This is a genomic window from Mycobacterium zoologicum (genome assembly GCF_020181635.2).
Taxonomy (GTDB): Bacteria; Actinomycetota; Actinomycetes; order Mycobacteriales; family Mycobacteriaceae; genus Mycobacterium; species Mycobacterium zoologicum.
The window spans coordinates 64,407-82,014 of sequence record NZ_JAYJJS010000021.1 but is presented as its reverse complement, the minus strand read 5'-3'; the positions used below and the strand labels follow the sequence as shown (position 1 = coordinate 82,014).

At 64.0% G+C, this 17,608-nt stretch carries 18 protein-coding genes, 1 tRNA gene and 1 pseudogene; 8 read left to right on the top strand and 12 right to left on the bottom strand.

What is annotated here, in order from left to right:
• Positions 1-639: 639 nt before the first annotated feature.
• From K6T84_RS16920 to K6T84_RS16895, 6 genes and pseudogenes are all read right to left on the bottom strand, one after another.
• Positions 640-1,326, bottom strand: coding sequence for an MAE_28990/MAE_18760 family HEPN-like nuclease (locus K6T84_RS16920; RefSeq protein WP_225401426.1), 687 nt, complete (start codon positions 1,324-1,326; stop codon positions 640-642).
• Complete coding sequence (locus K6T84_RS16915) at positions 1,313-2,455, bottom strand: DUF262 domain-containing protein (protein ID WP_225401427.1); 1,143 nt, start codon at positions 2,453-2,455, stop codon at positions 1,313-1,315. Before K6T84_RS16915 ends, K6T84_RS16920 begins: the two co-directional genes overlap by 14 nt.
• Entirely contained in the window at positions 2,455-3,714 is a 1,260-nt protein-coding gene (locus K6T84_RS16910) for a TRM11 family methyltransferase (RefSeq protein WP_225401428.1), read from the bottom strand. Before K6T84_RS16910 ends, K6T84_RS16915 begins: the two co-directional genes overlap by 1 nt.
• 183 nt (positions 3,715-3,897) lie before the next feature.
• A complete protein-coding gene (locus tag K6T84_RS16905) occupies positions 3,898-4,020 on the bottom strand; it encodes a hypothetical protein (protein ID WP_255613076.1) in 123 nt (40 codons plus the stop codon).
• Between the two features lie 351 nt (positions 4,021-4,371).
• Entirely contained in the window at positions 4,372-5,076 is a 705-nt protein-coding gene (locus K6T84_RS16900; protein WP_225401429.1) for a DUF3800 domain-containing protein, read from the bottom strand.
• Between the two features lie 18 nt (positions 5,077-5,094).
• Positions 5,095-6,543: pseudogene (locus K6T84_RS16895) on the bottom strand (rolling circle replication-associated protein).
• Positions 6,544-6,717: 174 nt separating this feature from the next.
• Here K6T84_RS16895 and K6T84_RS16890 point away from each other — a divergent pair.
• A tRNA-Phe gene (locus K6T84_RS16890) sits at positions 6,718-6,782 on the top strand.
• Positions 6,783-7,096: 314 nt separating this feature from the next.
• Here K6T84_RS16890 and K6T84_RS16885 read toward each other — a convergent pair.
• The gene (locus K6T84_RS16885; protein WP_225398568.1) at positions 7,097-8,497 is read right to left on the bottom strand and encodes an ATP-binding protein; all 1,401 of its coding nucleotides are present in this window, start codon (positions 8,495-8,497) and stop codon (positions 7,097-7,099) included.
• A gap of 235 nt (positions 8,498-8,732) precedes the next feature.
• Between K6T84_RS16885 and K6T84_RS16880 the strand changes: the two genes are divergently transcribed.
• Positions 8,733-8,924, top strand: coding sequence for a hypothetical protein (locus tag K6T84_RS16880; protein ID WP_224864540.1), 192 nt, complete (start codon positions 8,733-8,735; stop codon positions 8,922-8,924).
• Between the two features lie 255 nt (positions 8,925-9,179).
• On the top strand, positions 9,180-9,845 hold the full coding sequence (locus K6T84_RS16875; protein WP_225398569.1) for a chymotrypsin family serine protease: 666 nt from the start codon (positions 9,180-9,182) through the stop codon (positions 9,843-9,845).
• 16 nt (positions 9,846-9,861) lie between these two features.
• Here K6T84_RS16875 and K6T84_RS16870 read toward each other — a convergent pair whose 3' ends face one another.
• Together K6T84_RS16870 and K6T84_RS16865 are read right to left on the bottom strand one after the other, a co-directional pair.
• Positions 9,862-10,191, bottom strand: coding sequence for a DUF732 domain-containing protein (locus K6T84_RS16870; protein WP_225401431.1), 330 nt, complete (start codon positions 10,189-10,191; stop codon positions 9,862-9,864).
• Positions 10,188-10,523, bottom strand: a complete 336-nt coding sequence (locus K6T84_RS16865; RefSeq protein ID WP_225401432.1) for a DUF732 domain-containing protein — start codon at positions 10,521-10,523, stop codon at positions 10,188-10,190. Before K6T84_RS16865 ends, K6T84_RS16870 begins: the two co-directional genes overlap by 4 nt.
• Positions 10,524-10,617: 94 nt before the next feature.
• Here K6T84_RS16865 and K6T84_RS16860 point away from each other — a divergent pair, with 94 nt between their 5' ends.
• Together K6T84_RS16860 and K6T84_RS16855 are read left to right on the top strand one after the other, a co-directional pair.
• Positions 10,618-11,061 carry an SRPBCC family protein gene (locus tag K6T84_RS16860; protein ID WP_224864544.1) on the top strand — a complete coding sequence of 148 codons (444 nt, stop codon included), beginning with the start codon at positions 10,618-10,620 and terminating at the stop codon, positions 11,059-11,061.
• 46 nt (positions 11,062-11,107) lie between these two features.
• The gene (locus tag K6T84_RS16855) at positions 11,108-11,557 is read left to right on the top strand and encodes an SRPBCC family protein (RefSeq protein ID WP_224864545.1); all 450 of its coding nucleotides are present in this window, start codon (positions 11,108-11,110) and stop codon (positions 11,555-11,557) included.
• On the opposite strand, the gene K6T84_RS16850 is transcribed toward K6T84_RS16855, so the two are convergent.
• Together K6T84_RS16850 and K6T84_RS16845 are read right to left on the bottom strand one after the other, a co-directional pair.
• Positions 11,544-12,734 carry a pyridoxal phosphate-dependent aminotransferase gene (locus K6T84_RS16850; RefSeq protein WP_225398571.1) on the bottom strand — a complete coding sequence of 397 codons (1,191 nt, stop codon included), beginning with the start codon at positions 12,732-12,734 and terminating at the stop codon, positions 11,544-11,546. The genes K6T84_RS16855 and K6T84_RS16850 overlap by 14 nt on opposite strands.
• Positions 12,735-12,765: 31 nt before the next feature.
• Complete coding sequence (locus tag K6T84_RS16845) at positions 12,766-13,167, bottom strand: DUF2628 domain-containing protein (protein ID WP_225401433.1); 402 nt, start codon at positions 13,165-13,167, stop codon at positions 12,766-12,768.
• 167 nt (positions 13,168-13,334) lie between these two features.
• Here K6T84_RS16845 and K6T84_RS16840 point away from each other — a divergent pair, with 167 nt between their 5' ends.
• The 3 genes from K6T84_RS16840 to K6T84_RS16830 are packed head-to-tail and all read left to right on the top strand — an operon-like array spanning position 13,335 to position 16,993.
• The gene (locus K6T84_RS16840) at positions 13,335-14,546 is read left to right on the top strand and encodes an acetyl-CoA C-acetyltransferase (RefSeq protein ID WP_225401434.1); all 1,212 of its coding nucleotides are present in this window, start codon (positions 13,335-13,337) and stop codon (positions 14,544-14,546) included.
• Between the two features lie 14 nt (positions 14,547-14,560).
• Complete coding sequence (locus K6T84_RS16835; protein WP_225398573.1) at positions 14,561-16,693, top strand: 3-hydroxyacyl-CoA dehydrogenase NAD-binding domain-containing protein; 2,133 nt, start codon at positions 14,561-14,563, stop codon at positions 16,691-16,693.
• Between the two features lie 9 nt (positions 16,694-16,702).
• A complete protein-coding gene (locus K6T84_RS16830) occupies positions 16,703-16,993 on the top strand; it encodes a hypothetical protein (protein ID WP_224864550.1) in 291 nt (96 codons plus the stop codon).
• Positions 16,994-16,997: 4 nt separating this feature from the next.
• Here the strand turns inward: K6T84_RS16830 and K6T84_RS16825 are convergent, their stop codons facing one another.
• On the bottom strand, positions 16,998-17,603 hold the full coding sequence (locus K6T84_RS16825; RefSeq protein WP_224864551.1) for a class I SAM-dependent methyltransferase: 606 nt from the start codon (positions 17,601-17,603) through the stop codon (positions 16,998-17,000).
• Between the last annotated feature and the right edge of the window lie 5 nt (positions 17,604-17,608).

Below are 17,608 nucleotides of genomic sequence, written 5' to 3'. Positions count from 1 at the left end.
CGCCCACTTTCATGCCGCCCCACCGAGGGTCATCCACAGGTTCTGATCATTGCTCCTCCGATCTCTAGGCAACGAGAGCCCGGGCTGAGTCCGGCGGCCCGAATAGCGGTAATACTCAGCGCATCGACGGTTTCTTCAAGCAGGCATAGTCGCTCGTGTTCTCTGGGCCAATCTTTGGTCAGCACGTATTCGTCGCGCTGGTTAATGACTCCCGGAACATCACCGCCTGATTCCAGATGCACATTCAGCACCGTAACAGCGTCGGCAGCGAGATGCGGCGAGAGTGATCCTGGTGCAGTTGCGGTGCACCCCCACCGCAACTACGGCCGTCGCGTGGCGGTAAAAATTACGGCTGTTTAGAGCCGGTGTTCCGGTCTCGTGTGGCGAGCGTTCCGGTGAGGGATGCCGGCTCAGCCGAAACTGTCGCGGCGGACCATCGTAAGCGACCGCGTTCATCGGCGTTGTGCCGCTGTAGTTCGTTCGGACGTGGTGTGGCACTGGCCAAACCCGAAGGCAGGAGGCACGGCGTGGCAGCGCACTGGTATGCCGCAGGCGCTCGCCGCTGTCCCGAGGGAGGGTTGCGGCGGCATGACCGGAAGAGCCGCTAAACCTCTCAAATATCTAAGCTTCTCGACGTAACTAGGCACTCACTCGATACATTTCCGAGTTCACCGCCGTTGTAACTAGCCGGGTAAGTTCACTCATGAACTCTTCCCCTTTGCGTTGATGCGCTTCAAATTCCCCAGGTTCGATCCGCTCTTTACGCATGCCGTGAGCGACGTCATTCCGCATCCGCCTAATGAACTCTAAAGAAGTATAATAGGTCTTATGCACCTGCGTTTCAGGGATACCGAGGCGATAAAGAGTACGACGAAATACATCCGCGCCGAAGTTCATCTCCATGGACACCGAGGAGTCCACATCCAAAACAAGCGGCTCATGATTTAAGCGACGCAGTTTCTCAACAAAATCGACCTGCGATCTAGCGCGTCGCATAAGCCTTCCATCTTCGCTCTCTGCGTCGTCTCGAAGGCCGCGACGAATGGCGTCGAATTCCCGTGTTAGTGCAGTGGCGAACAAATTCTGATGCAATTCGGTAGCATTAAGCCTAAGGTCGTTAACTGTCTTTAGGTAGATCGCAAATGCATTTCGCGCGAAGCCTTCCAAATGGGCGTATTGAAGAACGAGGATTGCCCTAAGCGCGTGGGCCGGCCAGTCCACCGTCCTAAGCTCTCCCAGGAGAGCATTTCGGAGGTGACGAATCTCGTCAGCGCGCCAGGCAAGATCTTCTTCGAGCTGGGTTCTAACGTCATCAAGCGTGCTCAATTGCGGACCTGAACTTCTGTTCGAAGTAAGAGACCCTTGCCCGCATTGGCGCGGAATAGTTCTTACCTGCACCGGTATTATCCAAAAACAGGGGATCGGCCTTACCTGATTTTACGGCCTTAGCTAGACGTTGGATTTGCTGATCATCATCAGGATCGATGAGGCCTAACACGGGCTGTAAGCCCAACGTTATTCCTTCATAGTGATAGACGGAAAATTGTCCCCGCGGTTCACCCGACGGTCCAATGGTGCCAAATATTTTCGACTCAATCTGAAGCTCATCAGCTATCTTTCGAAGAATGGAAAACGTTTTCTCGAAAACTGACCGCTCACTTTGGTAGTCAAAGCGCTGACCCAATTCCGGATCAGACACGGACTCCATATAGTCTGTCATGAAATCGCTAACGTCGTGTGAGTAATTTTCGAAGTTATTCTTGTATGAAAAGAACCTCAGCACTAGTTCCTGGTCAAATTTTCGCTTACGCTGTGCATCGGATATTATATTGATGGAGTGCTTGAACTCGCTATTTCCGCTGAGCTCAATAACAAAGTTGTTGAAGTCCGATGAGAGCAGTCTGATCGTCGCGTTCCGTACCTCTTGTTCGGAAAGAATCTCCCCGCCGGTGTTGAGCCTCTTGAACATGTAGTATCTGAGCCTAGGATCGCTCTCTTTGCGAAGGATCTCTGCTCGAATATAGCTTCTCTTGAGTTTGATATCGAGAGCTCGTGGGAGATTTCGGAATATTAGTCCATTCAATTCGGGCACTATGTCGCAATCCTGAAGAACGAGCGGATCTAGGAGTTCGCCATCAATCTTCAACACGCCTCTGAAGTGCAGATAGGAGGAAATTCTCTGCAGACCATCAATTAATTCGTAGACGCGGTCTTCCCTCTCAATGAGAAAGATGGGCGGAACTGGTAATTCTAGAATCAGCGATTCGATGAACCGGGACTGCGCCCCGTCTGTCCATCTGAACATCCGCTGAAAATCGGGATCGATGACTAACTCGCCTGCCTCATACATGTCGGCGAGCTCATTCATTGAGAGATCCAGATTTGACGTTCGCACAGCGGTGATCTTGGAATCTACCGCATTTATCAATTCATCAGTTGAGTCGGCGGGCCGCATCATGGACTCCTCAATGTAATTTCTGATTCGGCGACCTTGCCTTTTATGTAGGCGCGCGCCGCGGTGTTCAATTGTGTCAGATGTCGCTTAACGTCACGTTCCGCGGGCTCCCCAACGAGTAACCAGCCCCGGGCCTGGGCTTCTTCTACACAGATGGCCGCTAGTGGAATCGGGACATCCTTATAGTAGGAATCCTGCACAACAAGTGTCATCAACGCGCCTGATTTCGCCACTCGGGTGAGCTCATCGAGACTTTGAGTCAAGTCCTGCAGATACTGCCGGATCTGCTTGAGGTAGTAACCACCTGAGGCCTTACTCGGGTGATCAGCCACTCGCTTGAGCAAGTCGTTTGCGGTCGCCGCGACGCTGAGTTCGCGCATTGCCGAACGCCTGATGAGCGTGGTACCCATGAGTTGCTCTCGAAGAGCACGAGAGTGCATCGACCGGTCACGACCCACCTGGATACCAAGCACGGCGAGCTCACGTGAATAGGCGACTCCGTAGTCAATCCTCGTCAGATATGGGGGTGATGTAAGGATCGCATCGACTGATGCCGATGCTAGCGGAAGATGTTTTGAACTGGCCATCACGACTGAGCTTGGTGTCGTCGCCCCGTGATATTCAAGGAGGCGCGAAGTGATGCCGACCTGGGCCTCGATCATGAGCTCGTCGATGACCGCGGGGGCGACATCGACACATTCATCACATCCCCTGCTGATTCGGACCCAGGTTGGGTTGCTTCCTTCAAAGCGCTTCGTCAAACACCGCGCAACACGGAATAAGCTGACCTTAACGACGATTGTCGACAGACTCCCCTGCGGCTGCGGCCTAGCGTCTGCCCACGAACGAAGTCTTTCAGCCGCTCTTGGACTAAACCAGGCCAGCAAGGGTTCGTGATCGGCGAGGGTAGGGACTGATTGAGGTGGCTTGACAACCGGAATCGACGCACCGAGACCTTCAACCTTTAGCCGAGCGACAGCGCAAGCGACGGGATTCAAATCGACCCCGACCGACGCTATGCCGGTCGCCTGTGCAGCAACTAAGCTTGTGCCACTTCCATTCCAGGGGTCAAGCACTAGCGCATTGGCGGGCAGATCGAATTCGTCGAACCGTTGCTTGGCCCACTTGTAGGAAAATCCGGCGTAGTACGGAAATAGATCAGCCAAGCCTGCCTTATCGTCAACGGGCCGCTTAGGTGACAGAACCGATGTTGGCTTGGAACTGTGCGCCAGGGTATCGCGGTCATCCGCCGGCAGCACTCCGTTCCCCCGTGGGCGCATGCACGACCTCGCTTCCGTCGCAACCCAGGATGCGTCACTTAACGCACCGTCACCTTGGTGTCTCCTCATCGGTGGCGTACCTAGACCGATGATCCGATCCTAATTTGGTGCGAGCCGTTCGACGAAGGGAGGCTCGCGCTGCGTTCACACGTACCCCAAGCCTTACGCAACAAAGTGATCGCTTGCGTTGCCCGCCACCTGAGCGAGATGCCCGGCGGTGACGTGCGTGGCGACGGCGTTGGCGTGGGTGCCCTTGGCGGGGCGTCGCACCCCATAGGCGGCCAACAGGATTCCACCTTAAGGACGAAGTCGCCGGCATGTGAGGTACGGGTGAGTCGATCCAAGGACGATTCGAGCGTGTGCCGGATCAGGTATTCCTGCGTTGGTGTTTCGGTCCCGCTTTTCGCTGCGACGGAACGCGTTGCCGCCTAGATCTCGCGGAACACTACGTCGCCGGAGATTGCCCGGTTCGATCCCGGCCCTGGCCACTCGGTTTGACCTGCATAGACGCTTGCTGCCCTGCAGGCAGCCATGTCACGGCGGTTGTGTACGCCAGCAGGTCCCGTATGATGGGAGCCGGAACTCCGAAAGGATTCTGTGAGCCGCAGCCCCGCCCCAGGCGGGGCTGTTGTGCATCTACGGCCAAAGGTTCCACGCGCATCTCTGTGGTGCGATGATTTGCGCCAAGTCCGCGTCGGCCTGCCGTGCCAGCGGATTGGTGATGCCAGAGCGGCGCATTCTGAAGTTGAGGTACGACACCAGGTCAGCGGCCTGGAGCAGACGACTGTGCTTCGACGGCGCGAAGTGGAGCGCATCCACGCCCCGGTCGATTTTGGCGGTGTATGGGCTGAGCGTTCCCAGCCGCTGGAAGCGCCAGTAGCTGGCGCGCAAGGTGTCCGCTTGATCGATCTCGTCGGCGATGGCTAGGAAGTGAGTGCTCTTCCCCGACGCCATACCGTTCAGCGACTGACACAGGAAGTCGAGCGCCACTCGGTGGGGATGCCACGCCGCCGGCCCGTACCGTGCCTTGTGCTTCGGTATGTCGATTCCGCGAAACGCCAACTCCAGCCCGTCGCAGGCTGCGATGGCTTCGAGCGCGTCGGAGTAAACCTTGATCCGGGCACGGATCATCTCCTTCATGCCTGCCCAGTCGCCTTTCCCGCCGCGGATATGGCTTCCGTGAAGCTCGGCATCGGGAGAAACGCCATAACTCCTCGCCGCGTCCGAAACGACTGCGTCAAGGTCGTTCTGGAGCTGGAGAGCGTTGTCAGCAGGCACGACGAGCGCGGTGAGCCAGTACTCGACCTTGTCGTACGACTCGTCGATGTAAGCCAGAAGCACGGTTCGGAGCGTACTGCTCTATGCGGACGCGATTGCGCGGGCGAGTTGGGCGGCGAACCCTGGCCCATCGTTGACCAGTGCGTAGCCGCCTGCCAGTCCGCCTTGGCTGCAGAGTGTTCGTCGTCGCCGGACCCGTCGGTGCTTCACCGCGCCGGTGTCGCGGTCAATGCGTGGGACCAGGCGAACCGCGGTGCGCGGCACCACGGCGGCGGGGAATCGTTCGGTCGAGTCGCCGTACACCGCCTGGTTACGCGACCAGCGCCGCACGATCCGGCGTGCGATCAGATACGCATCCTGCACGACCTCCACGACGGCGATGGCCTTCTTGAGTCCGTACACGCCCCAGAATCGGCCGGGACCCCGCCCAGGCCGTCGCCACAGTTCGGGCACGACGTGCTGGTATTCCTTGTTGCCGTCCACGTTTGGCGACGAATGCTTAGTGAAGTAGATGGCCAGCCGTTTCGGGTCGCAGGCTTTCAGGCCGTTGCGCACGTCGATGGCGGTGCCGGCCAGCCGATGTCGGGCCTTCTGTTCCAGGTCTGGGTGGGCGACGACCTGCGCCCACGTGTCGGACAGCCATTGGGCGAAGCCGCGACCCGATCGGCCCGGTGACATCGGCGGTGCCATCCACAGATGGATGTGTGGTGCGCCGCGCCGTTGAAACTCCAGCTTCCAGATGTAGCGGGCCGGCTCGCCGTATTCCCGATGAAATCGTTTGCGCCACAACACCATGTGTCGCTTGACGGCGGCTCCGTCGGGAGCAACGCATTCCCAGTCGCCGGGGTAGGTCAGCGTCACCATCGCCGGCACCCGACCGGATTCCACCAACGGCGTGTAGTCGAGTTCGGCGAAGGCGCGGCACATCGCAGCACGCGACTTGCGGGACCACTCGGTGATGGAACGGCCAGCGGAGTCAGCTTCGTCGCGACTGGACTTGATGCGGTCTTCCTCGACCGCCACATCGAACCGGTGCCGACCGACCTCGCGCTCGGATGATTTTTCGGCGCGAACCGGGTTCGTCCAGCTCAAGCGCACCACGCCAGGGCCGACCGTGATCCGGAACCGCCCGGATTCCGGTTCTACACCGAGTCGGTCTCTGCCGTGCGCCCACGGTGCTGCCGGCTCGAATAGCGCTGAGGCCGAGGCGACCATCTCAGCGCTCGGGAACCTCAGCCTTAGAGCATCGGCGGCCGACCAGTCGGTGTCGTCACCGGACTCGGCCGTGCCGCGGACACTTTTGGGACATATAACAAGCCCGGGAGTCCCAGCCGGAACGCGGCCTACGCCGCTCCCGCCTCCCGGCCGACTGTCGCGCCCTGCGGCCTGGCGGCCTCGGGCGCTCGCGGCTTCCCGGCGTCCGCGGCTCCGGCCGTGTTCCGGCTGGCCGTTCGGGTGGTGGTTGGCCAAGCGGTGGACCGCGCCGCCGTCGTCGTTGTGCCCGCGGGTCGATCCGGTGATTCTGGGCATCCGGTGCCTGCTCCCCGGGAGCCCCGGGCGCGCATCACGAAGTGGCGGGCCGTCGGGGCATCCCTGGTCGGGAGTGCAAGCACCGTGTCCGGTTTATGTCCGTTCGCCGGACAGCTTGAGTACGTCAGCCCTGCTCAATGCGGCGCTTACGACTCATAGACGCAGATAAACCGCAGGTCAGTGGCTATCTCGTCCGCCTGAAAAGCGGAAGGTCGCCGGTTCGATCCCGGCCCTGGCCACTCAGTTCCGATGCCGAGGCCTGACTTTCAGCTATCGGGCAATCGCCGGGCTTTCGAACAGGGCGCTTGCTGCCGTCATCGAACAGGATGAGGTGCGCGCGCTGCATGTGGGCGTGCTCGGCGAATGCGCGCAGGGTTCGTCGCTGGATTGCCGACAAGATCGTGGAACCGTAGCTGACGAAGCCAAGCGCGGATCAGCCTGGAGAATCTTTCACCCGTGGTGAAGGATTTGCCCACCCGGGACGTCGATCGGCGCGGTGGCGATGGCCTGAGCGAGCTGCAACAATCTACTGAAACATTGGTGTTGCAGTAGATCAGCGCAGGGACCACGACGCGCGGGGGTCCTTGGGCCCCTGGCCATCCCAAGCCACGAGCTCGAGCTTGCGGAGTGCCTGTAGGTGGCGAGACGCGGTCGGTCGAGCGATCCCGGCCAACTCGGCCACCTGTCCGGTGCTCATAGGGCGTCCCTCCAGGCGGAGGACGTCAAGCACCTTCCGCGCCGCACTGGACAAGCTTGCTCGGACATCCTCGGGCAGTGCGTCGGCAGACGACAGCACAAGCCGAACCGATCCGCTGCCCTGTGAGTAGATCGGGTCGGTAAGCCCGAGGGCTCGCATCTCCCCGAATATGCGCTTGATGCCTTCGCCGAGCTCTCGTGCGATGCCAAGGTCAGAGCAGACTCGGACGATCCGCGGATTGCGAGCGTAGCGGCTGATCGACAGTGGCTTGGACGGATCGGCGAGGCCTGGGAAGCGGCCTGGATTTTCGATTTCGATTCGATTCGGGAAGATCTCCACTCGGACGTGATCCCCTGCGATCGAGTAGGACCGGTGGAGTACGGCATTGACGAGTCCCTCAAGCCAGACGTCGCGCGGGATGATCGGTCGGGGCTCGAAACGGCCGCTTGGTGCGAGGGCCTGAACCTTGGGGATCCACTCTTCGATGAGCTTGGCCGCGCTCGCGATTTGTTCTGGGATGGAGCCTTCGCAGCGGACGTCCCCGCCTTCGTACAACGTCATCGCCGCGCCGGTACCGCGGTCAGTGTCGGCGTAGCGCAGCACCCGCGCTAGCGCACTCGGAAACAGTGATTGTGGTCGCTTTGCGAAGAGCAACCACCCAGCGACCGTGACCCGGCCGTCGCGGGTGAGGAGGTCACGGGCCGCGAGCATGCCTTCGGGGGTGGCTGCCCCGATGGATGCTTGATAAGCGACGACTTGTGCGCGATCGAGGTCGGCGATATCGGCGTCAACAGCGGTGCCGTCGAAAGGAGCGCTGCCGCGGTCGTACTCAAGCTCTCGACGCTGGGCATAGCCCAGTCGTCGCGACTCATCGCCAACCCGCAGGTAGACATCACCCTTGGTGGTCTCGTGGACCTGCTCGCCAGGATCGACGCGGATTACGAGCAGCACGTGGCCGTCGCGGCTCGTGAGTTCGTTCACTGAGCAGCGGACCACCGGCACAGTGAAGTCGTGAGCCGTCTGGTGCAGCGCGTTGAGACGGCCTTCGCGAACTCCGTCTACGGCGCCGTCGTGGATTCCGACGACGACGTAGCCGCCTTCGGCGTTGGCCATCGCGACCAAGGGGACGGCCAGGTCCCTGGGGCTGATGCGCCCCGACTTGCGCTCGAACCACTGGCTCTCACGGAGGTGAACGAGCTGCTCGACCGCCTCGTCGGCCGGCAGGGCGAGTACGCGGTCGACACCGCCAGGGTGCATGAATCTACTGTAACATTGTTTCAGTAAGTTACTTTCTGAGTCGTGGCCCTCCCCAGTCGAGGGATGCGGCCGAGGCAGTGCAGGGATTTGTCGTAGCGGCATGTTCATTTTTATTGAACGTAATGAGTTACTGAACACGTCGCGTGACCCACGATGACGTGTCGAAGCAGGGCCTGACCGTCGCGGGGACGTGGACCTGGTTCAACGCGCAGCTGCGCTCGGCGAGGAGGTCCTGATGGCCGGACAGCGGAACTGTGACGCCGTGGTCACCGCGGGGCGCCTGTCCAAAGCGAACGAGTTCTTCGACGCCGCGGAACATCTCGGTGGGGAGATGCCCAACGCTGCCAGCGATCTCTACGTGGACGCGGGTATTGCCGCCTCGGACCTGGTCGAGGCAGCCAAGCGGGCAGCGGCCGCCCGCGGGTAGCTCGCATTTCGCCGCTTCTGCCCGGCGTCGACGCCAGCGGACGCAGTCCCGCTGCTGCAAGGCCGCGGCGCTCGACGACGGCAGCAGATCGCCGCTGACCCTCGCCGATATGAAAGCAGCCGGTGTGGACGTCCTGCCGCCGCCGGCGGTGCTGACCGTCCGACCCTGACTGCGTAGCCGCGGGCGTCGGTGGGCCGCGGCGAGACGACCGCGCCTCAAGGGAGGCCGGCCCCACTGCCCATAGACTTGGCGCCTGTGCGCCCCGGATCCCCGCAACGGACGGCCATCGTGGCCGCTGCCGCCGTGATCGCGTCCTGCGCGTTGCCGGCCACCGCCACGGCCAGCGACAAGATCCTGCTCGGCGGCGGCGCCGGGATCTTCCTCAACGGTGACAGGCTCTGCACGCTGACCGCCATCGGCTACGACTCCGCCGACCGGCTGATCGGCTTCACCGCCGCACAATGCGGAGGTGTGGACTCACCGGTGGTCGCCGACGGCGCCGAAGACGAGGGCGTCGTGGGCACGGTGGTGGCCACCGATGATGGCTTGGGCTACGCGGTGATCGAATTCGATCAAGAGAAGGCCGCGGGCATCCGCAACTACGAAGGCTTCGCGATCAAGGGCGTCGACCCCGATCCCGAGCACCTGCAGCAGGCCTGCAAGCTCGGCCGTGCCACCGGCGTCAACTGCTGGGACGGCGAATCCGCCGCGGTGGACGCCGAGGGCAACGAGTGGTGGCTGCCGGGCGATGACGGGGCGCCGGTCACCGTCGACGATCTGATCGTCGGCATGGTCGGTGACGCCGCCGTACCGGTGGCGCCGCTGGCGCAGCCGGGGTCGGCCGTCGTGTTGTTCGCTGCGATCGTCGACGACGTCAACGCCAAGGGCGGTCCGGGCGCCGGATTCACCCTGGCCGGCTGATCAACCAAGAGCTTGGCTACATGCCGGCCTGATGGTCGACGTTCGGCTTCTGATCGGGACACAGGTTGCGAACCGCAACTGCCATGATCACGCCACTGCTCTCCACCGAAATCCCGCCGCCCACCAAGTAGTTGCCGACTTGATCGAACGTGGCGCCGTTTCGGTACCGGTCACAGATGTAGAGCCCCTCGCGGGCCGCCGCGTCGACATCCAAAACCGGAATGCCGTTGTAGCGAAGGTCCCGGAAATATCCGGTGTAGTCCGGGTCGGCCAGTGCAGGGCTGCTGAAGGCGAGGGCGCCGGCGGCAAGGCCGAGCGCGGCGATCAGATGACGACGTCTGCTCACGGCCGCAACGTCTCCGGGCAGAGCTCGGACTGCGCCGCGGCGATCTGAACGTCGGCGGCCTCGGGGCTGTAGTAGAAGGTGTTGGTCAGTTGGCGCACCAGGTCGCCGGGGGAGATGCCGGACCGGTAGGTGCCGGTGTGGCCGTACATCCGCAATTGGGCGCAGATGTAGTGCCCCGAGGTCACCTTCACCCGATCGGCGACCGGGATCGCCACCGGGGCCGCGTTGACCTGCGCCAGGTAGCTGGCGTCGTCGGCGTGGGCTACGGGCGCGACGGCCAGCACAGCCGCGACGGTGAACAGCGGCGCGGCGATCCGGGCAGTCACATGCATGACGTCCATCGTGCCACTGCCGCCGGCGCGGCGACACGATACGGTCCGGAGCAAATCCCCGCGCAGCCCCGCGCGCGTGGCTATCGTGCCAGCCATGGCAGTCAAGGATTCCCGCGAAGTCGTCATCGAAGCGAGCCCGGAGGAGATCCTCGACGTCCTCGCCGACGTCGAAGCCCTCCCGTCCTGGTCGCCGCAGTACCAGAGTGCCGAGGTGCTCGACAGCTACGACGACGGGCGCCCGCGCCGGGTTCGCACCCGGATCAAGGCCGCCGGCCTGACCGATGAGCAGGTGATCGAATACACCTGGGCGGCAGACAGTGTCGGCTGGACGCTGGTCTCGGCCGGTCAGCTCAAGGCCCAGGACGCCAAGTACACCCTGACCGCCGACGGCGCCAAGACCAAGGTGCGTTTCGACATGGCCGTCGACCCGTCGATCCCGATCCCGGGGTTCCTGCTCAAGAACACCCTCAAGGGCGGCATGAAGACCGCCACCGACGGCCTGCGCAAGCAGGTGCTCGACGTCAAAAAGGGCGCCTGACTCCACACCTCGAATTCGCCCGGACCAGCGGTCTAGGGTTGAGGTAATGGCTGTTCGAGCATCGCGGGAAATTGTGATCGACGCGCCGCCGGAGAAGATCCTCGACGCGCTCGCCGATGTGTCCCAAGTGGCGTCCTGGTCGCCGGTGCACAAGCGCATGGAAGTCCTCGACTGCTACGAAGACGGCCGCCCCCATCACGTGCGCGCCACCATCAAGGTGCTGGGCTTGGTGGACAAGGAGATTCTGGAATACCACTGGGGCCCGGACTGGGTGGTCTGGGACGCCAAGTCGACCGCGCAGCAGAGCGCCCAGCACGTCGAGTACACCCTGACCCGGGAATCGCCGGACAGCACCCGGGTGCGCTTCGACATCACCGTCGAACCCACCGGGCCGATCCCGCAGTTCCTGGTCCGCCGCGCCAGCAAGCTGGTGTTGCAGACCGCCACCGAGCGGCTGCGTCAGCGGGTCATGGGCGACGGTGTCAAGGCCGAGTAGTCGCCCCGCGCAGGGTTTCCAGTCGCCGCAGCGCCTCGTCGATGGTGGCCTCGGGTTTGACAAAAGTGAAGCGCACCAAGTGGTTCCAGACCTCCGACGCTGGGGCTTCGGCCGTCGGGACGCAGAACGCCGACAGCGGAATGGCTGCCACCCCGGCGCGGTGCGGAAGTTCGGCGCAGAACGCGGTGCTGTCGTCGTAACCCAGCGGGCGCGGATCGGCGCACAGGAAATACGTGCCGAAACTGTCGTGCACCTCGAACCCGACCCGCCGCAGCCCGTCGGCCAACCGGTCGCGGCGGGCCTGCATGCTCGCGCGCAGTGCTGCCACCCAGGCGTCCTCGGTGTCCAGGGCCAGTGCCACCGCCGGCTGGAACGGCGCCCCGCCGACGTAGCTCAGGTACTGCTTGGCGGCCCGCACCCCGGCCAGCAGCTCCGCCGGCCCGCAGGCCCAGCCGATCTTCCAGCCGGTGCAGTTGAACATCTTGGCCGCACTGGAGATCGTGACGGTGCGCTGCGCCATCCCGTCGAATCCGGCCAGCGGCCGATGGGTCCGGCCGGAGAACACCAGGTGTTCGTAGACCTCGTCGGAGATCACCAGCAGGTCGGCCTCGACTGCGATGCGGGCGATCGCCGCCAGCTCGGCCTCGGTGAACACCGTGCCGGTCGGGTTGTGCGGCGAGTTGACGATCAGCGCCTTGGTGGCGGGGGTGATGGCGCGGCGCAACGCGTCGACGTCCAGGGCGAAGCCGGACCCGTCGGGAACCAGCGAAACGCTGACCCGTCGCGCCCCGGCCATCGCGACCACCGGGGAGTAGGAGTCGTAGAACGGCTCGATCAGCACCACCTCCGAGCCCGGCTCGACCAGCCCGAGCACCGCGCCGGCGATGGCCTCGGTGGCCCCGACCGTCACCAGCACCTCGGTGTCGGGGTCGTAGTCGATGCCGAAGTGCCGCTTGCGTTGCCGGGCGATCGCTTCGCGCAGCGCGAGGATGCCCGGACCGGGCGGGTACTGATTCACCCCGTCGGTGATCGCGGCGCGGGCGGCCTCCAGCATGGCCGGCGGCCCGTCCTCGTCGGGGAAGCCCTGCCCGAGGTTGACCGCCCCGATGCGTGCCGCCAGCGCCGACATCTCGGCGAAGATCGTGGTGGCATAGGGCTGCAGCCGCGACACCGTCATAGTCGGCCAGCTTAGGGAGCGGTCGGAATTGTCAGCTCGCCGAACGCCACCCGAACCCCTCCAGAACATTCCAGGACCGGCTGCCCTTCACGGCATGCAGGTAATAGGCGAAGTTCGCGGTGGACATGGAGCCGCCCGCGATCCCGATGCCGATCGCCCTGGCGATCTGGTCGCTGACGTCCAGGGCGATACCCACCGCGGCGCAGGCGATCACCACCGCGATCCACACCAGGCCCTTGCGCCACATGCCCTTGACGAAGAAGTAGAACGGGAAGAATACGAACGCCAGGAAGTTCGAGGTGATGCGTATCCGGGCGCGCCACCCCAGTGCCCTTATCGCGTCCCGTGCCTCCGGTGACGACGACGGCAATCCGTAGGCGTCGAAGAAGGCGAAGCGCTGCTGCCAGGACGGGGACAGTGTTGCATCAGCCACGGAACGGCAGTGTATTCATCCGCCGCCGGCGTCGCGCACGGCAGCCCATACGGCCCAACCATCCGGTTGATCGGCCGCCCTGTTAGGGTGGCGAACAGGGGACTATTCTCCCAGCAGGCGCAATCGAAAATCCGTGTCGAACCCCAATCCGAAGAGGAACTCCAGTCATGTCCGAAGAAGCCTTCATCTACGAGGCCATTCGCACCCCGCGCGGTAAGCAGCGCGGTGGGGCGTTGAACGAGGTCAAGCCGGTCAGCCTGGCTGTCGGCCTGGTCAACGAGCTGCGAACCCGCTACCCCGACCTGGATGTGAACCAGATCAGCGACGCCGTATTCGGCGTGGTGTCCCCGGTCGGTGACCAGGGTGGCGACATCGCCCGCACCGCCATGCTGGCCGCCGGCATGCCCGAGACCACCGGCGGCGTGCAGCTCAACCGGTTCTGCGCGTCGGGCCTGGAGGCCATCAACACCGCGGCCGCCAAGGTCAAGGCCGGCTTCGACGACCTGGTGCTCGCCGGTGGTGTGGAGTCGATGAGCCGGGTGCCGATGGGCTCCGACGGCGGCGCCTGGGCGTCCGACCCCGACACCAACTACCAGATCGGTTTCGTGCCGCAGGGCATCGGCGCCGACCTGATCGCCACCATCGAGGGCTTCTCCCGCGAGGACGTCGACGCCTACGCGGCGCGTTCCCAGGACCTGGCCGCCAAGGCCTGGTCGGGCGGCTACTTCGCCAAGTCCGTGGTGCCGGTGCGCGACCGCAACGGCCTGGTCATCCTCGACCACGACGAGCACATGCGGCCCGGTAGCACGGTGGAGAGCCTCGGCAAGCTCAAGACCGCGTTCGACGGCGTCGGCGCGATGGGCGGCTTCGACGACGTGGCGCTGCAGAAGTACCACTACGTCGAGAAGATCAACCACGTGCACACCGGCGGCAACAGCTCCGGCATCGTCGACGGCGCCGCGCTGGTGCTGGTCGGCAGCGAAAAGGCGGGTAAGGAGCAGGGGTTGACCCCGCGGGCCCGCATCGTGGCCGCGGCCACCAGTGGCGCCGACCCGGTCATCATGCTGACCGGCCCGACCCCGGCCACCCACCGGGTGCTGGAGCGTTCCGGCCTGACCGTCGATGACATCGACCTGTTCGAGATCAACGAGGCGTTCGCCTCGGTGGCGATGAAGTTCCAGAAGGACTTCAACATCCCCGACGAGAAGCTCAACGTCAACGGCGGTGCCATCGCGATGGGCCACCCGCTGGGCGCCACCGGCGCGATGATCACCGGCACCATGGTCGACGAACTGGAGCGCCGGGGTGCCCGCCGCGCGCTGGTCACACTCTGCATCGGCGGTGGCATGGGCGTCGCCACCATCATCGAGCGCGTCTGAGAGGGTTTTTGAAAATGGCAGAGAACACCATTCAGTGGGACAAGGACGCGGACGGCATCGTCACGCTGACCCTGGACGACCCGACCGGGTCGGCCAACGTGATGAACGAGAACTACCGCGAGTCCATGCACAACGCGGTGGAACGTCTTGTCGCCGAAAAGGACTCGGTCACCGGTGTGGTGATCACCAGCGCGAAGAAGACCTTCTTCGCCGGTGGTGACCTCAAGGCGATGATCCAGGTGGGTCCGGACGACGCGCAGGCGGTCTTCGACCAGGTCGAGACCATCAAGGCCGACCTGCGTGTGCTGGAGACCTTCGGCAAGCCGGTCGTGGCCGCCATCAACGGCGCCGCGCTCGGTGGCGGCCTGGAGATCGCGCTGGCGTGCCACCATCGGATCGCCGCGGACGTCAAGGGCAGCCAGATCGGCCTGCCCGAGGTCACCCTGGGCCTGCTGCCCGCCGGCGGTGGCGTCACCCGCACGGTGCGGATGCTGGGCATCCAGAACGCGTTCATGAACGTGCTGGCCCAGGGCACCCGGTTCAGCCCGGCCAAGGCCAAGGAGACCGGTCTGGTCGACGAACTGGTCGGCAGTATCGACGAGCTGGTCCCCGCCGCCAAGGCATGGATCAAGGCGAACCCGGAATCGCACACCCAGCCGTGGGACGTCAAGGGCTACAAGATGCCCGGCGGCACCCCGTCGACCCCGGCGCTGGCAGCCATCCTGCCGTCGTTCCCGGCACTGCTGCGTAAGCAGCTCAAGGGCGCCCCGATGCCCGCGCCGCGGGCCATCTTGAGCACCGCGGTCGAGGGGGCGGCCGTCGACTTCGACACCGCCAGCCGCATCGAGAGCCGGTACTTCGTCTCGCTGGTGACCGGCAACGTCGCCAAGAACATGATCCAGGCGTTCTTCTTCGACCTGCAGCACATCAACGGCGGCGGCAGCCGGCCCGAGGGCATCGCGCAGACCCCGATCAAGAAGATCGCGGTGCTGGGCGCGGGCATGATGGGTGCGGGCATCGCCTATGTGTCGGCCAAGGCCGGCTACGACGTCGTGCTCAAGGACGTCAGCCTGGAGGCGGCGCAGCGCGGCAAGGGCTACTCGGAGAAGCTCGAGGAGAAGGCCCTCTCGCGCGGCAAGACCACCGCCGAGAAGTCAAAAGCCTTGCTGGACAAGATCACCCCGACCGGCGATGCCGCCGACCTCAAGGGTGTCGACTTCGTGATCGAGGCTGTGTTCGAGAACCAGGAGCTCAAGCACAAGGTCTTCCAGGAGATCGAGGACATCGTCGAGCCCAACGCGCTGCTGGGCTCGAACACCTCCACGCTGCCGATCACCGGCCTGGCAACCGGGGTGAAGCGCCAGGAGGACTTCGTCGGGATCCACTTCTTCTCGCCGGTGGACAAGATGCCGCTGGTGGAGATCATCCGCGGTGAGAAGACCTCCGACGAGGCGCTGGCCCGGGTGTTCGACTACGTGCTGGCCATCCGCAAGACGCCGATCGTGGTCAACGACAGCCGCGGCTTCTACACCTCCCGGGTGATCGGCACGTTCATCAATGAGGCGCTGGCCATGCTGGGCGAGGGTGTGGCGCCGGCCAGTATTGAGCAGGCCGGTCTGCAGGCCGGCTACCCGGCCGCTCCGCTGCAGCTCTCCGACGAGCTCAACCTGGAGCTGATGCACAAGATCGCTGTGGCCACCCGCGAAGGCATCGAGGCCGCGGGCGGCAAGTACGAGAAGCAGATGAACGAGGTCGTCGTTGAGAAGATGATCGAGCTCGGGCGGTCTTCGAAGCTGGTCGGCAAGGGCTTCTACGAGTACGTCGACGGCAAGCGCACCGGTCTGTGGCCGGGCCTGGCCGAGACGTTCAAGTCGGGCTCCAAGGAGATGCCGCTGCAGGACATGATCGACCGGATGCTGTTCGCCGAGGTGCTCGAGACCCAGAAGTGCCTCGATGAGGGCGTGCTGACCTCGACCGCGGATGCGAATATCGGCGCGATCATGGGCATCGGCTTCCCGCCGTGGACCGGCGGCACCGCCCAGTTCATCGTCGGCTACCCCGGCGGCAAGGCCGGCTTCGTGGCGAGGGCCAAGGAACTGGCCGCCCGCTACGGCGATCGGTTCAACCCGCCGGCGTCGCTGCTCTAGGCTGCAGACGTGACATCCCCCGAACCCCAGTGGTTTCGGGGGATTTCGCGTCTGTTGGACTACAAGATCACCATCACCGTCGCGAAGCTGCTGGAGTCGGCGCTGTGGCTCGGCCTGATCTACGTGGTCATCGGCGTGGTCTGCCTGTTTCTGCGTCCCGACGGCGTGCAGATCCTGCAGACCCGCGCTCAGGAGCAGTTCGGCGTACCACCCAGCAGCATCTACGAGGTGGCGACCATCGGCGGGGTGCTGCTGTGGCCGGTGATGATGGTGCTGCCCAGCACACCCTGCGGGGGCTGAGGCGTCAGGTCCGGCGGGCCAACAGGTAGTGCCGCACCGGCTGGTTGCCATTGGTCGGCACATAGTTCGGCTCGTCGCCGGAGCTGATCAGCTCCCACTGCGGGGTGAACATCCGCTCGATCTCCGACTGGTCGATACCGCGGACCCCGAACAGCGCGCCGGGGGTGAACCCGATGATCAGCAACCGCGACTCGGGCCGGGTGACCGCATTGATCTGTTCGACGTACACCGCGCGGTCCGCGGCGTTCATCCCGTGCAGGCAGCCGCCGTCGGTCACCAGATCGAAGTCGTTGCCCAGACCCGCCCCGCTCAACTGGGTGATGTCGACGCACAGGAAGCGCACCGACACCTTGCCGGCCTGAGCCTTGTCCCGGGCGATCCGCAGTGCCCGGGGGGTGAAGTCGACGCCGGTGACCGTCCAGCCGTTCTGCGCCAGGTAGATGGCGTTGTCCCCGGTGCCGCAGCCCAGATCCAGGGCGGTGCCCGGCGACAGGGCGGCACCCGAATCGTCCTCCACCACGTTGCGCAGCCCGCGGGCCAGTGCGTGGCCGTCCCACGGGGTGAAGCCCAGCCGATACATGCCCCGGAACAGCAGTCGCCTCGCCGACATGATGC

What these genes read in the sequence shown, in the direction of transcription:
- K6T84_RS16915 (WP_225401427.1), bottom strand. Translation starts at nt 2,455, where the DNA reads ATGCGGCCCGCCGACTCAACTGATGAATTGATAAATGCGGTAGATTCC.
- K6T84_RS16885 (WP_225398568.1), bottom strand. Translation starts at nt 8,497, where the DNA reads ATGCACCCTGGCGGTGTCGACCGCGTACTCGCCCTGCCGGCCGACGAG.
- K6T84_RS16880 (WP_224864540.1), top strand. Translation starts at nt 8,733, where the DNA reads ATGGCCGGACAGCGGAACTGTGACGCCGTGGTCACCGCGGGGCGCCTG.
- K6T84_RS16865 (WP_225401432.1), bottom strand. Translation starts at nt 10,523, where the DNA reads ATGCATGTGACTGCCCGGATCGCCGCGCCGCTGTTCACCGTCGCGGCT.
- K6T84_RS16860 (WP_224864544.1), top strand. Translation starts at nt 10,618, where the DNA reads ATGGCAGTCAAGGATTCCCGCGAAGTCGTCATCGAAGCGAGCCCGGAG.
- K6T84_RS16855 (WP_224864545.1), top strand. Translation starts at nt 11,108, where the DNA reads ATGGCTGTTCGAGCATCGCGGGAAATTGTGATCGACGCGCCGCCGGAG.
- K6T84_RS16850 (WP_225398571.1), bottom strand. Translation starts at nt 12,734, where the DNA reads ATGACGGTGTCGCGGCTGCAGCCCTATGCCACCACGATCTTCGCCGAG.
- K6T84_RS16840 (WP_225401434.1), top strand. Translation starts at nt 13,335, where the DNA reads ATGTCCGAAGAAGCCTTCATCTACGAGGCCATTCGCACCCCGCGCGGT.
- K6T84_RS16835 (WP_225398573.1), top strand. Translation starts at nt 14,561, where the DNA reads ATGGCAGAGAACACCATTCAGTGGGACAAGGACGCGGACGGCATCGTC.
- K6T84_RS16825 (WP_224864551.1), bottom strand. Translation starts at nt 17,603, where the DNA reads ATGTCGGCGAGGCGACTGCTGTTCCGGGGCATGTATCGGCTGGGCTTC.